The sequence below is a fragment of the Hahella sp. HN01 genome (assembly GCF_018986435.1).
In the GTDB taxonomy this organism is placed as follows: Bacteria; Pseudomonadota; Gammaproteobacteria; order Pseudomonadales; family Oleiphilaceae; genus Hahella.
The window spans coordinates 45,831-58,928 of the sequence record NZ_JAHMIN010000012.1 but is presented as its reverse complement, the minus strand read 5'-3'; the positions used below and the strand labels follow the sequence as shown (position 1 = coordinate 58,928).

The 13,098-nt window shown below is 53.3% G+C and carries 12 protein-coding genes and 1 tRNA gene; 9 read left to right on the top strand and 4 right to left on the bottom strand.

Features of this window, described 5'->3' with window-relative positions:
* Window positions 1-70 precede the first annotated feature (70 nt).
* From bamC to KP814_RS13300, 9 genes are all read left to right on the top strand, one after another.
* Window positions 71-1,042 (top strand): outer membrane protein assembly factor BamC, encoded by a 972-nt coding sequence (gene bamC / locus KP814_RS13340; protein ID WP_216737238.1) that lies wholly within the window; start codon window positions 71-73, stop codon window positions 1,040-1,042.
* Window positions 1,043-1,068: 26 nt separating this feature from the next.
* On the top strand, window positions 1,069-1,779 hold the full coding sequence (gene purC / locus KP814_RS13335; protein WP_216737237.1) for a phosphoribosylaminoimidazolesuccinocarboxamide synthase: 711 nt from the start codon (window positions 1,069-1,071) through the stop codon (window positions 1,777-1,779).
* Window positions 1,780-1,976: 197 nt separating this feature from the next.
* Window positions 1,977-2,708 (top strand): TIGR04219 family outer membrane beta-barrel protein, encoded by a 732-nt coding sequence (locus KP814_RS13330; protein WP_216737236.1) that lies wholly within the window; start codon window positions 1,977-1,979, stop codon window positions 2,706-2,708.
* Window positions 2,709-2,818: 110 nt separating this feature from the next.
* On the top strand, window positions 2,819-3,826 hold the full coding sequence (locus tag KP814_RS13325; protein ID WP_216737235.1) for an NAD-dependent epimerase: 1,008 nt from the start codon (window positions 2,819-2,821) through the stop codon (window positions 3,824-3,826).
* A 3-nt stretch (window positions 3,827-3,829) separates the two neighbouring features.
* A complete protein-coding gene (can, locus tag KP814_RS13320) occupies window positions 3,830-4,465 on the top strand; it encodes a carbonate dehydratase (RefSeq protein ID WP_216737234.1) in 636 nt (211 codons plus the stop codon).
* A 54-nt stretch (window positions 4,466-4,519) separates the two neighbouring features.
* Window positions 4,520-5,086 (top strand): molybdenum cofactor biosynthesis protein B, encoded by a 567-nt coding sequence (gene moaB, locus KP814_RS13315; protein ID WP_216737233.1) that lies wholly within the window; start codon window positions 4,520-4,522, stop codon window positions 5,084-5,086.
* Entirely contained in the window at window positions 5,083-6,354 is a 1,272-nt protein-coding gene (gene glp / locus KP814_RS13310; protein ID WP_216737232.1) for a gephyrin-like molybdotransferase Glp, read from the top strand. The genes moaB and glp overlap by 4 nt, the downstream gene beginning before the upstream one ends.
* A gap of 118 nt (window positions 6,355-6,472) precedes the next feature.
* Window positions 6,473-6,549, top strand: a tRNA-Val gene (locus KP814_RS13305).
* 145 nt (window positions 6,550-6,694) lie between these two features.
* Window positions 6,695-7,120: a helix-turn-helix domain-containing protein gene (locus KP814_RS13300; protein WP_216737231.1), complete on the top strand. Its 426-nt coding sequence runs from the start codon at window positions 6,695-6,697 to the stop codon at window positions 7,118-7,120.
* Between the two features lie 126 nt (window positions 7,121-7,246).
* On the opposite strand, the gene galU is transcribed toward KP814_RS13300, so the two are convergent.
* The 4 genes from galU to KP814_RS13280 all read right to left on the bottom strand — a co-directional run bounded on the left by galU (window position 7,247) and on the right by KP814_RS13280 (window position 12,886).
* Window positions 7,247-8,086 carry a UTP--glucose-1-phosphate uridylyltransferase GalU gene (galU, locus tag KP814_RS13295; protein WP_127969330.1) on the bottom strand — a complete coding sequence of 280 codons (840 nt, stop codon included), beginning with the start codon at window positions 8,084-8,086 and terminating at the stop codon, window positions 7,247-7,249.
* A gap of 147 nt (window positions 8,087-8,233) precedes the next feature.
* Window positions 8,234-8,923 (bottom strand): NrdJb, encoded by a 690-nt coding sequence (locus KP814_RS13290; RefSeq protein ID WP_216737230.1) that lies wholly within the window; start codon window positions 8,921-8,923, stop codon window positions 8,234-8,236.
* Between the two features lie 137 nt (window positions 8,924-9,060).
* The gene (locus KP814_RS13285; protein ID WP_216737229.1) at window positions 9,061-11,199 is read right to left on the bottom strand and encodes an adenosylcobalamin-dependent ribonucleoside-diphosphate reductase; all 2,139 of its coding nucleotides are present in this window, start codon (window positions 11,197-11,199) and stop codon (window positions 9,061-9,063) included.
* A gap of 646 nt (window positions 11,200-11,845) precedes the next feature.
* Window positions 11,846-12,886 carry an NAD-dependent epimerase/dehydratase family protein gene (locus KP814_RS13280; protein ID WP_216737228.1) on the bottom strand — a complete coding sequence of 347 codons (1,041 nt, stop codon included), beginning with the start codon at window positions 12,884-12,886 and terminating at the stop codon, window positions 11,846-11,848.
* Between the last annotated feature and the right edge of the window lie 212 nt (window positions 12,887-13,098).

Below are 13,098 nucleotides of genomic sequence, written 5' to 3'. Positions count from 1 at the left end.
GGCCTCTGTTTTGATGAAACGTTTATTAAGTAGTGTTCTTATTGCGGCGGGGCTGTCGGGATGTAGTCTCATGACTGACCGTTCCAATCAATATATGCAGGCTGAGCGCGGCGATCCTTTGGTCGTGCCGGAGTGGTATTCCACCCGTCGCTTACAGGACCGTTTCCCTGTGCCGCACGCGGAAAAGGCGTTTGTCGCCAGCAAGGACTTCGTGGTTCCGCCTCCGCCAGCGCCTGGCTCTGATCTGTTGCAAGAGCATTTCGCCATCAAGAAAACGGCTGACGATATCTGGTTGCTGGCCAGTGAGCCGCCAGGGAAAGTCTGGCCTGCGCTGAAACGCTATTGGGAGTCCATCGGCGGCAGCGTGGCGGAAGTGGATACCGCGGAAGGGCGCATGCAGGTGAGTCTGCCGATGAACTCGCTGAAAGCGTCTGAGTTCGTCAGCAAAATGCAGTTGCAGCCTTATGTCAGCAATGAGCAGTTGCAACTGCAAGTGAGAGTGCAGCAAGGTTTGAAAAGACTGAGCTCGGAAGTTCGAGTGACGGTCCAGGGTATGCCATTGATGGGTCCAACGCCTCAGCAGGAAAGCCTGTTGACGGATATGCGTCAGTATATGAGCGATCAAGGCGAGAGCCTGGGTAGTTACTCACTGGTGGCTCAGAATATCGGCGGCGAGTCTCGCGTATCGCTGGTGGAGAATGCTGATCAGCCCTATCTGCGGGTGGATCTCAATTATGACCGCGCCTGGTTTGCGCTGGGGCAGGCGTTGAATGACAGCCGCATTCCCGTAATTGATATCAACCGGAGCGAGGGTGTGTACTTCGTGCGCTTCGTCGAGAAAGAGCATGAGAAAAACACAAGCTGGTGGTCTGGCTGGTTTGGCGGTAAAGAGGAAGAGAAACTGTCCGACAGATTCAACTTCCGTGTTTTGCTGTCTCCCGCAGACGATGGCGTACACATATCCTCCGAACCAACGTCCTCGGACGTTGGCCGGCAAGAGCAGTTGATCCTGCTGAACAAGATTCTGGATAACATGTCTTAATTCAACTAACTGCGGAGACGCCCTCAATGCAAAAGCTCGAAGAGCTGTATTCTGGAAAAGCCAAGTCGATCTTTAAAACGGATGACGCGGACCTGTTTGTAATGGAGTTCCGTGACGATACTTCCGCTTTCGACGGTGTAAAGAAAGCGAAGCTGAGCCGCAAGGGTGAAGTAAACAATAAATTCAATGCGTTCATTATGAGCAAGCTGGCGGAAGCTGGCGTGCCCGTCCATTTTGTTCGCCTGCTTTCCGAGCGTGAGTCCCTGGTGAAGCGTTTGCAGATGATTCCTGTGGAGTGCGTTGTGCGTAACGTGGCCGCCGGCAGCCTGTGTCGCCGTTTGGGAATTCGTGAAGGCATGGAGCTGACTCCTCCTACTTACGAACTGTTCCTGAAGAACGATGAGCTGCATGATCCGATGATTAATGAGCATCATGCGCGGGCTTTCGGTTGGGCGACGGACGAGCAGCTGGAGGAAATGAAGGCGCAGACTTTCAAAGTGAACGAGATTCTGAAGTCTTTGTTCGACGCCGCTGGCATGACCCTGGTGGATTACAAGCTGGAGTTCGGCCTGGTTGACGGCAAGGTCACGCTGGGCGATGAATTCAGCCCTGACGGCTGCCGTATCTGGGACAAGGCCACTGGTGAGAAAATGGACAAGGACCGTTTCCGTCAGGATCTGGGCGACGTCATCGAATATTACGAAGAAGTCGGCCGCAGGTTAGGCGTCCAGTTCTAATCACTCTCCTAATCGGGCCGGCCATCGCCGGCCCTTTTTGTAAATAAAGTTGGTTCAGCAAGCGTTCATAATCAATAATTAAGCTGTGCCCGGGAGCCTTCGCACGACGCCCGGCCTGACGCAGGCTCCTCTCATTACTTTAAGCCCATCTGGTAAAGCAGGGCGGGCTATTCGCCAATGAAATAGAGGAATAATTAATGAAAAGAGCAACGATGACGTTATTGGCGGCGATTGCCTGTAACGGCGCTTATGCTGATACGATTGGGCTGTTCGCCGGCGTGAGCGGCTGGAACGCGGACTTTACCGGCGACGTCCAGTCGGGTTCAGAGTCCGTGGATCTGGAAAATGATCTGGGGTTGGGCGACGACACATTCATTCAGGGCTATGTGGCGTTTGAGCACTTTGTTCCCGGGCTGCCCAATTTGCGTCTGCAGTACACCGAGCTGAGCCAGAACGGCCAAGGCACGTTGACCAAAACATTCGATGGCGTGACCTTTACTGGCGATGTCGACACTGACGTGGATCTGACCCATACCGACCTTATAGCCTATTGGCGTCTTTTAGATAATGTCGTATCACTTGACCTTGGTCTGCAGGCCCGTATTTTTGACGGTGAGATCACTATTAAGCAAAAAGGCGCATCCACGAATGAAAGCACCACGGCCATCGACGAAGTCGTGCCGATGCTGTACGGCGCAGTGGGTGTGGACCTTCCTCTTACCGGCTTAAGCGCCGGCGCATCTCTTGCAGGCCTGAAATACAGCGACAACCGTATGCTCGACGTTACCGCCCGCATCAACTATGAAATTGAGGTGGTGGGCGTTGAGCTGGGTTGGCGTGAAATGCAACTGGAGCTGGACGATGTCAGCGATGTGGACGCTGATGTGAATATCGGCGGACCATATCTCGGAGTAAGCGTTCATTTCTGATGAGATTGCGCCCTGATTGTTTGCAGGGCGCTTGAGTTGTTTTTGAGCGTCTGGCGCACTGTTTTTCGCCAGGCGCGCTTCGAGACTGAATTCGTATAGGGGGATGTAAAATGAAAGTATTAGTAACAGGAACGGCCGGCTTTATCGGCTCTCATGTCGCATTGAGGCTGCTGGATCGTGGGGATGAGGTTATCGGTGTTGATAACCTCAATGATTATTATGAAGTTTCCCTGAAAGAAGCCCGTCTCGCACGTTTGACGCCATACAAAGGCTTTACTGATGTGCGCCTGGATGTCGCGGATCGCGAAGGCATTGAAGCGCTATTCGCGAAACACAAGCCTGATCGCGTGGTTCACCTAGCCGCTCAGGCTGGTGTTCGTTACTCCATCGAAAACCCGCATGCCTATGTGTCCGCGAACCTGGTGGGACACATGAATATTCTGGAAGGCTGCCGTCATAACAAGGTTGATCATCTGGTTTACGCTTCCAGCAGCTCTGTATACGGCGCTAACGAATCCATGCCTTTCTCCGTGCATGACAATGTGGATCACCCTTTGAGCCTGTATGCGGCGACCAAGAAGTCCAATGAGCTGATGTCCCATACCTATAGTTCGCTGTATGGGATTCCGACGACGGGTTTACGCTTCTTTACCGTGTACGGTCCTTGGGGGCGTCCGGATATGGCGCTATTTATTTTTACGCGCAAAATCATCGCTGGCGAACCAATCGACGTATTCAACTATGGCAAGCACAAGCGCGACTTCACTTATATCGACGATATTGTGGAAGGCATCATCCGTACGCTGGATCATGTGGCGCCCGGCAACCTGGAGTGGGACGGCATGCAGCCTGACCCCGGCACCAGCAAAGCGCCGTATCGCATTTACAATATCGGCAGCAACAACCCGGTGGAGCTGTCCCGCTATATAGAAATTCTGGAAGAGTGCCTGGGCAAAAAAGCGGAAAGAAATCTGCTGCCCATGCAGCCTGGCGATGTGCCCGCCACCTATGCGGATGTGCAGGCGCTGATCGACGACGTGGGTTATCGTCCCTCCACGACAGTGGAAGAGGGCGTTAAGAAATTTGTTGAATGGTATCGTGACTATTATCGTGTGTGATAGATGGACGAAATTAATCAGCTTCTTATAAACAACAAAAAATGGTCGGAGAAAATCCGTAAGGCCGATCCCGACTTTTTTCCAACTTTGGAGCGCCAACAGGCGCCCACTTTCATGTGGATCGGCTGCTCCGACAGCCGCGTGCCGGCGAATGAAATCGTCGGCATGCTGCCCGGAGAGGTCTTTGTGCACCGCAACGTCGCTAACGTGGTGGTCAACTCTGATCTCAATTGCCTTTCCTCCATCCAGTTTGCGGTGGAAGTCCTGAAGGTGCGGCACATTATCGTCACCGGACATTACGGCTGTGGCGGCGTGCGTGCGGCGTTGGGCGCGGATCAGTTCGGCTTGATCGATAACTGGCTGCGGCATATCAAGGATATCTACGCCCAGCATCAGGATGAAGTGGACGCCATTGAAGACATGGGCGAGCGCGTCAACCGTATGTGCGAGCTCAATGTCATGCATCAGGTGCGCCACGTTTGCCATACAGGCATCGTTCAGAATGCCTGGAGCAGAGGGCAGCCGTTGTCAGTGCATGGATGGTGCTATGGGCTTAGCGACGGGTTGCTCAAAGATCTGCAGGTGACTCAATCCGGCCCTGAGCAACTGGGTTCCGTGTATACCTATATTGGGAAATAGTAATTTCTGCCTGCTCCCGGCAGAATCCGACACAAATGGTCAAGGTGTAAAATCATGGGACAGCATATCGTAGCCGAGTTCATGCCGCTCAATGTGGCGGTGTTGACCGTTTCCGATACTCGCACGCAGGAGACGGATACCTCCGGACAGGCTCTTGTGGACGGCGCGCGGGGAGCGGGGCATGAAATTATCGATCGGACGTTGATTCCAGATGACGTCTATCTGATGAGGGCGGTGGTTTCCGCCTGGATTGCGGACCCGCAAGTGCAGGTGGTGTTGATCACCGGCGGCACTGGTTTTACCGGTAGAGACAGTACCCCGGAAGCGATCAAGCCGCTGTTTGATAAAGAAGTGGAAGGATTTGGCGAGCTGTTTCGCGCCATTTCCTATCAAGAGATTGGCACCTCTACTGTGCAGTCCAGAGCCATCGCCGGGCTGGCTAATGGCACGGTGGTTTTCTGTATGCCGGGCTCTACCAACGCCTGTAAAACCGCTTGGAATAAAATCATCGCCGAACAACTGGATGCGCGACATAAACCTTGTAACTTTGTTGGCTTGTTGAAGCAGCCGGGAAAGTCTGCTGAGGGCTCTGAGAAGCCCGGCTGCGGACCTCGCGGATGAGCGCCTCCAATACTCAGGCGCATAGTCGCCACAGTTGTGACGCGCCGTTTTCTGGACTGCGTCCTGTCGCGGACGCCAAGCGTATTCTGCAGGCGGCTGCGCAGCCTATCGTAGGGGATGAGATTATCCCTCTGCTTGAAGCGGCTGGCAGAGTGCTGGCGGAGGATGTGGTATCGACCATTATGGTCCCTCCGACGGATAACAGTGCTGTGGATGGTTACGCTATTCCCAGAGACGCCTGCGAGGCGGAGTTGGAAATAGCGCTGCCAATTTCTCAGCGTATTCCTGCGGGAGAAAGTCCTGCGCCCTTAAAAGCGGGTTCTGCGGCGCGCATTTTTACGGGGGCGGCTATTCCTGAGAGCGCCGCCGCTGTCGTCATGCAGGAGCACTGTCGGCTGGAAGGCGAGACCGTGGTTGTTCCCGCTGGGGTGCGACAAGGCAATAATCTGCGTCAGGCCGGTCAGGATATCCAGGTAGGACAGACTGTTGTTGGCGCAGGTAAGAAGCTGCTTCCGCAGGACCTGGGTCTGATCGCCTCCGTAGGCGTGGCGCAGGTTAAAGTGCGTCGCAAACTTCGGGTGGCGGTGTTGTCCACGGGCGATGAGCTGGTCGAGCCTGGCGCGCCTCTGCCGGCGGGTAAGATTTATAACTCGAACCGCTACACTCTGTGTGGCCTGTTATCTCGCTTTCAGTGCGAGATTTTCGATCTTGGCGTGATAGCCGACACCTACGAGGCGACGGAGCAGGCGTTATTGCAGGCGGCCGCGGATGCGGATTTGATTATCTCCAGCGGCGGCGTTTCGGTGGGAGAGGAGGATCATGTCAAGGCTGCGGTGGAAGCGAACGGGGAGCTGAATATGTGGCGGTTAGCCATAAAGCCCGGTAAGCCCCTTGCTTTTGGTCAGGTTGGCGCAACCCCGTTTCTCGGCCTTCCTGGTAACCCTGCCGCAGTGTTCGTGACTTTTTGCATACTGGCGCGCCCCTATATTTTGAAGATGCAGGGCGCTGCTGAGAGTGGGGCGTCTGCGGTGGCGCGCCTGCCTGCGTTGTTTGATATTCCCAAGCCTGGCGGGCGTGAGGAATACCTGCGCGTGAGAGTCTCAGTGGACGATGAGGGAAGGGCGGGGCTGGAAATGCACCCCAATCAAAGCTCAGGCGTGCTGTCTTCCGCAAGCTGGGCGGATGGCTTTGCTGTAGCGCCAGCAAATACGACGATTCAACGTGGAGATCTGGTAGAGTATATTTCCTTTATCTCCATGGGCTTGTGAGTACGTTTTTTAGCCGCATTTCGTGGAAAGAATCAAATATTTATCGGATGTGCGTAATATGAATAAAAGTGCTTGCTCAGGTCAGGCTTCTTTGTTATCTTACGCACCCGCTGACAGCAGGACCGTAGCTCAGTTGGTTAGAGCGCCACGTTGACATCGTGGAGGTCACCAGTTCGAATCTGGTCGGTCCTACCAATTCCCTTCTTTGTCAGTGATCTTTTTTAGTTTCTGAAATTATTCAAAAATAGTTTGTTGTCTTCGGCCCTTGTGGCGTCCGAATGGCTGGTTTGTATTGACTTTTTAGTGATACGATTGCCGAAAACCAGTCACGGAGCGGGGCATGAAGTATCTTCGAACCTTCTATCAGCGCCTTCGGGATTTTCGGCACAAGAAAAAGCTTACCCTTGAGGACATCGCTACCTTTTGTCAGGTGGATGTCACGGTTGTGGCTGGTTGGGAAAATCCTATTGAATCCCAGCGTTGTTTCCCTTCTATCGATAATCTGTTTGACCTTTGCGTAAAGACGGGCGTTTCCCTGGATGCGCTGCTGGACTTTAATCAGAACGAAAAAAACAATCCTCAGTTGGATCTGCCTGGTTTTGAGGTGGGCGAGGATGGGGACTTGGATACGGTCATTGAGCGCCTGACCAAAGTGATGGAAGAGGCATTGCCCGATTCGACGGAGCGGTTGTTGCTGAAACGCTTTCGCGCCAGTGACGAAGATAAAAAGCGCTTTATCCTGCAGTTAATGAATAGCGGAGAATGATGCTTCCCTCAGTTCGCGTCTGTTGTCTTTGTCTTTGTCTGAATGCTCTGTACTAGATGGCGGGGCGCTCCAAATAAAAAAGCGCCCATTTAGGCGCTTTTTTGGTGCATGGAAAAAGGTGATGAATTACATCAGGCCTTTTTTGTACACGTTTTCGTAGACATAGTTGGTGGCTTCAACAAAGCCATCGATGCTGCCGCAGTCGAAACGACGTCCCTTGAACTTATACGCCAGTACGCAGCCGTCTTTGGCTTGTTTCAGCAGTGCGTCGGTCACTTGAACTTCGCCGTTCTTACCGGGCTCTGTGTCGCGGATGATGTCGAAAATATCCGGCGTCAGAATATAGCGGCCGATAATGGCGTAGTTGGACGGAGCCTGGTCGACGGGCGGCTTCTCCACCATGTCTGTGACGCGGAACAGGCCTTCTTTCATTGGGTCGCCAGCGATGACGCCATACTTGTGAACTTCGTCGTGTGGAACTTCCTGGATGGCCACAATGCTGCAACGGAATTGATTGTACAGCTTGGTCATCTGGGCCAGCACGCTGTCTTCGCCTTCTTCCACCATGCAGAGGTCGTCTGCAAGTACGACCGCGAACGGCTCGTCGCCGATCAGAGTCTGTCCGGAAAGAATAGCGTGTCCTAAACCTTTCATTTCATTTTGGCGGGTGAATGAGAATTTATTGTTATTTATCAGGCTGCGAATGCTGGAGAGAAGCTCTTCCTTACCGGTTCCCTTGATCTGTTGTTCCAGCTCATAAGAAATATCAAAGTGGTCCGCAATGGCCCGCTTACCCCGGCCGGTAACAAAACCGAAAGAGTTCATGCCAGCGGCGACTGCTTCTTCTACGCCGTACTGAACCAGTGGTTTGCTTACGACAGGCAGCATTTCTTTAGGCATGGCTTTGGTGGCGGGCAGGAATCGGGTTCCATAACCCGCTACCGGAAACAGGCACTTTTTAATCATATATTCTCCTTGAAGTTGTGTAGGGCGTTAGTCTACTTGGATTTAGTTATCTTGCAAATCTCGGTCCACCGTTTCCAAAAACGAAAAAAGGAGGGACTCACCCTCCTATTTTGACATTGATTTCATAACAACTTTATTAACAGTTGTTCAGCCGCACTTACTGTCGCCACAATTGAGACAGGTTTGGCATCCATCCATCAAGATCACGGATTTTTGGCTGCATTTCTTACACATTGTCGCGTTTGCAGGGAAGGCGGAGCCATCCGCATTCGCTTCATTTTTCTGTCGCGCCTCGTACTCTGCGCGTTTCTCCGCGATCATGCGTTTATGAGCGTCGCTCATTTCCTCGGACTCGATAATGCCTAGCGCTTTCATGTGCTTTTCAATGACTGCGCCGATTTCCGCCACCAGGGAGGGGACAAAAATGCCACCTTTCTTGTAGTAGCCGCCGCTGGGATCATGCACGGACAGCAGCTCTTCCAGCAGGAAGGTGATGTCGCCGCCTTTGCGGAACACGGCGGAGATAACCCGCGTCAGTGCGATAACCCACTGAAAGTGTTCCATGGATTTGGAGTTGATGAAGATTTCATACGGACGACGAGCTTCGTGGTCGGTGCCTTCATTCAACAGGATGTCGTTGATGGTGATATAAAACGCATGCTCCGACACCGGGGGTTTGATCTTGTACGTCGTGCCGAGAAGGAAATCCGGGCGCTCGATTTTTTCATTCATTTCAACCGGCTGTGGTTGCTCCTGAACCGGTTCGCTCGCCGGCGTAACGTCACTGGGCTTGTGAACTTTGTAGCCGACAATTTTCTTTTCAATTTTAACAGCCATGACTGTATACCCTTGTGTACGGTGGCTTTGCTCAGGTTTTCCCGGGAAAACCTAGCTGCAGGCGCATATTATGCGCCCATTTTTAACATTTTCTATGGAGAAACCTGGCGATTTTACGAAATCGCCAGGACTTCGCCTCAGTATTTTCCGTAAGTGCCTTCTTTCAAGGCGTCGAACAGGTTGGCGGCGGTGTGGGTTTCACCGTCATACTCAACTTCTTCGTTGCCTTTCAGCTTAATGGTTTGGCCATCTTCGGTGGTGAACTCGTAGAAGGTGTTCTCCAGGTCTTTCTCTTTGACCAGTACGCCCTGGAAAGCTTCCGGGTTGAAGCGGAAGGTGGTGCAGCCTTTCAGGCCTTTTTCGTAAGCGTACATATAAATGTCCTTGAACTCCCCATATGGGAAATCGGTCGGGACATTGGCGGTTTTGGAGATGGAGGAGTCCACCCACAGTTGCGCCGCCGCCTGAATATCCACGTGCTGCTTGGGCGTCACGTCGTCACTGGTGGTGAAGTACGCAGGCAATTGCGCTTCGGCGTCCTCTGAGAATGGCATGGCTTTGGGATTGACCAGGTGGCGATACGCCAGCAGCTCATAGGAGAATACGTCCATTTTCTCTTTGGTCTTCTTGCCCTGGCGAATCACGTTACGGGAATAGTGATGGGCGAAGCTGGGCTCAATGCCGTTGCTGGCGTTGTTGGCCAGTGACAGGGAAATGGTGCCAGTAGGAGCAATGGACGTATGGTGCGTGAAGCGCGCGCCTTTTTTAGCCAGTGCGTCGACCAGCTTGGGATCAGCTTCCGCAACGCGCTGCATGTAGCGGCTGTACTTGGCGTGCAGCACTTTACCTTTCAGTTTGTCGCCGGCTTTCAGGCCGTCTTTCGCCATTTCCGGACGCAGGCGCAGCATTTCTTCGGTGACGACAAAAGTGTCTTCCATGATAGGAGCCGGGCCTTTTTCTTTCGCCAGCTCCAAACCTTGGCGCCAGCCTTCCAGCGCCATCTCGCGGCATACTTCTTCAGTGAAGCTGACGGATTCGTCTGAACCGTAAGGCATGCGCAGCATGGCTAGCGTGGAGCCCAGGCCCAGAATGCCCATGCCGTGGCGGCGCTTATACTGAATTTCGTGACGCTGACCTTCCAGCGGCAGACCGTTGATCTCCACCACGTTGTCCAGCATACGGGTGAAAATGGCCACAACCTTGCGATACTTGTCGAAGTTGAACTTGGCGTTTTCGGTGAACGGGTATTCCACGAACTTGGTCAGGTTCACTGAGCCAAGCAGACAGCTGCCGTAAGGCGGCAGAGGCTGTTCGCCGCAGGGGTTGGTGGCGCGAATGTTCTCGCAGAACCAGTTGTTGTTCATTTCATTGACTTTGTCGATCAGGATGAAGCCTGGCTCGGCGAAGTCATAAGTGGACGTCATGATGGCGTCCCAAATAGAACGCGCTTTAACTGTGCGGTAAATACGGCAGGCGACGCGACCGCTTTCATCCGTCATATAGCCGTCTTTTACCGGGAAGTCGCGATACAGGTATTGAGTTTCGTCGTTGACGTCAATGTTGTCTTCTTCCGCTTCTTTGCGAGTGATAGGGAAGGAGAAACGCCAATCTTCGTCGTTTTGAACCGCCTTGATGAAGTCTTCAGTGATCAGCAGGGACAGGTTGAACTGACGCAGGCGGCCGTCTTCGCGCTTGGCGCGAACGAAATCAAAGACGTCCGGGTGATGCACGTCGAAAGTGGCCATCTGCGCGCCGCGGCGTCCGCCGGCGGAGGAGACGGTGAAGCACATCTTGTCGAAGATATCCATGAACGACAATGGGCCGGAAGTGGTGGCGCCGGCGCCGGCCACATACGCGCCTTTCGGACGCAGTGTGGAGAATTCATAACCAATGCCGCAGCCAGCCTTGAGGGTGAGGCCGGCTTCGTGGTTTTTCAGCAGGATATCGTCCATTGAATCCATGATGCTGCCGGATACGGTGCAGTTGATCGTGGACGTGGCGGGCTTGTGTTCTTCCGCTCCAGCGTTGGACATGATGCGACCGGCTGGAATGGCTCCGTTTTCCAGCGCCCATACGAAGTCCGCCAGCACCTTCTCGCGTATGCTGTCGGCTTCCACGGAGGACAGCGCCTTGGCGACGCGTTCGTAAGTACCCAGGATGTCTTTGTCCACAGGGCTTCCAGACTTGGTTTTCAGTTGGTATTTGGTTTCCCAGATATCGACGGAAGCGGGCTGCATATCAATAGGCGCGATAAGCTGCTGGACTTTGGCGTTCATAATATCCCTCAAATCTTCTAACCCCGAACAAGGTTTATTTTAAAACTGCAGTGTTGTTGGTCAGACCGCCAATTTCAGATAGCGCTGCGAGATACGACTGATTCGCAAGGTAAACTTCCTGTGTTGCGTTACAAAAACTGGCGACCACAATATGTTGTGCACCTTACTTGTGCGGCAGGTTGTGAAAAACCTGGTGTCCGATGAAGTTCTGTGTATGTCCGGGCCTTTGCGGCCCTGGAGAGAACGCGCCATTTTACGGGTAGAGACTCCCATCGGAGACTTGACTGTCAGAATGCGGGCTGTTAGCGGCTCTGACCCTATATATGGCGATTTCCGCAAAGTATAGCACTATATAATGTGATGTGAAGGCTTGTGAAAAAAATCATTTTAGCGTAGGTAAAGGTCTGTGGAAGGCGTTTATCAGACCTTTGGCCGCCGCATTTCTGGGCTGACGGGGAATATGACAGCAAGGTTGCATAGTAAAAATACGTCTATCAGGCGTCTACTATATATAGTGTTGCTATAAAGCTTAAAATTTAACCAAAATGATGCGCGGTAGAGGCTAATGAGCTGAAAGGAAGTAAGGCCGTGGCAGCCTTACTTTCTATACGGGCTTGAGGCTATACGGGCTTGTCACAGGTTCGCCTTAAGCGGAAGCCGGATGGGTGGGGATTTTGGGCGCCACTTTGGCGGCGACGCGAGGTTTCAGTTTGTTCTGGGAAAGCAGCCAGGCGATGCAGTCCTTCAGTGTCTCTTCCGCATCACGAGGTTTGACTCCCAAATCTTTGGCCGCCTCGCTGCAATCATAGTACGCATAGCGACCCACAACTTCGTAGACCAGATCGTAGGTAAACGGCGGTTTGATATGTAGCAGCTTGCACAGCGTCTCCACCACGCGGGCGAATGTCAGAGTGAGGCCGCGGCCAGTCGGCAGATGGATCGGTTTGACGCCGGTGAGGCGTTTCAAGGCCGCGCCAATTTCTTTAACTTCGATATTCTCTCCGCCCACGACGTAACGTTTGCAGTTTTCCCCTTTGCTTAACGCGGCGACATGAGCGGCGGCGACGTCGCGTACGTCAACCAGGTTTAATCCGCCAGGGTAGGTTTGCCCGAAACCGTTCAACCAATCCATCACTAACTGGTTGGAAGGAGTGATGCGATAGTCGTTCGGGCCCAACACGATAGCGGGGCAGATGACCACCAGGTGGATGTCATATTCGCGGGCCAGTTTCTGCGCGGCTTTTTCGCTGCGGGTCTTGGCGACGTAGTAGGCGTTTTGCGCGTCGTCGTTCCAGTCCTCGCCGCTGCGTAATGCATGCGGATCATAGGAAAAACCGATGGAGGCCACGGAGCTGGTGTATACCACACGCTTGACGCCGTGTTTGTGGGCGGCCTTGAATACATTTTCCGCGCCTTGCAGCGCCGGTTCGACGATTTCCTCGACGGACTTGGCGATGGTTTTGTACACCGCGGCCATATGAATGATGGCGTCGCAACCTTCGGCGGCGGCTTCCACGGCGGCGGGGTCTTTGACGTCGCCGTAGGCGAACTCCGGCTTGAGTCCGTTGAGCCCGCGCAAATCTGAGCTTTTGCGCACAAAGGCGCGTACTTCATGGTTTTGGTCGAGTAGTTGCCTTACCACGTGGGAGCCGATATGTCCGTTTGCTCCGGTTACCAATACTTTCATGATGTCTCCAGCGTGATGGTCTTGTCTTTGTCTATTGTAATAATCTAATCGGTCATAAGTACTATTAGCATTGGAATGCGGGTAGCTTACCTCCATCGGAGACGCGAGCCCAGACGAAATGCCCCTTGCAGGCGAATTTTTTGCCCTTTCTCGACTATGCTTAGTTCACATTGGTCATAAGTTATCCGGCCGATGGCGGATCAACCCAAAGG

Bases quoted from the DNA above. Each gene is read 5' to 3' on its own strand.
- bamC (WP_216737238.1), top strand. From the start codon at position 71: ATGACTGACCGTTCCAATCAATATATGCAGGCTGAGCGCGGCGATCCT.
- purC (WP_216737237.1), top strand. From the start codon at position 1,069: ATGCAAAAGCTCGAAGAGCTGTATTCTGGAAAAGCCAAGTCGATCTTT.
- KP814_RS13330 (WP_216737236.1), top strand. From the start codon at position 1,977: ATGAAAAGAGCAACGATGACGTTATTGGCGGCGATTGCCTGTAACGGC.
- KP814_RS13325 (WP_216737235.1), top strand. From the start codon at position 2,819: ATGAAAGTATTAGTAACAGGAACGGCCGGCTTTATCGGCTCTCATGTC.
- can (WP_216737234.1), top strand. From the start codon at position 3,830: ATGGACGAAATTAATCAGCTTCTTATAAACAACAAAAAATGGTCGGAG.
- moaB (WP_216737233.1), top strand. From the start codon at position 4,520: ATGGGACAGCATATCGTAGCCGAGTTCATGCCGCTCAATGTGGCGGTG.
- glp (WP_216737232.1), top strand. From the start codon at position 5,083: ATGAGCGCCTCCAATACTCAGGCGCATAGTCGCCACAGTTGTGACGCG.
- KP814_RS13300 (WP_216737231.1), top strand. From the start codon at position 6,695: ATGAAGTATCTTCGAACCTTCTATCAGCGCCTTCGGGATTTTCGGCAC.
- galU (WP_127969330.1), bottom strand. From the start codon at position 8,086: ATGATTAAAAAGTGCCTGTTTCCGGTAGCGGGTTATGGAACCCGATTC.
- KP814_RS13290 (WP_216737230.1), bottom strand. From the start codon at position 8,923: ATGGCTGTTAAAATTGAAAAGAAAATTGTCGGCTACAAAGTTCACAAG.
- KP814_RS13285 (WP_216737229.1), bottom strand. From the start codon at position 11,199: ATGAACGCCAAAGTCCAGCAGCTTATCGCGCCTATTGATATGCAGCCC.
- KP814_RS13280 (WP_216737228.1), bottom strand. From the start codon at position 12,886: ATGAAAGTATTGGTAACCGGAGCAAACGGACATATCGGCTCCCACGTG.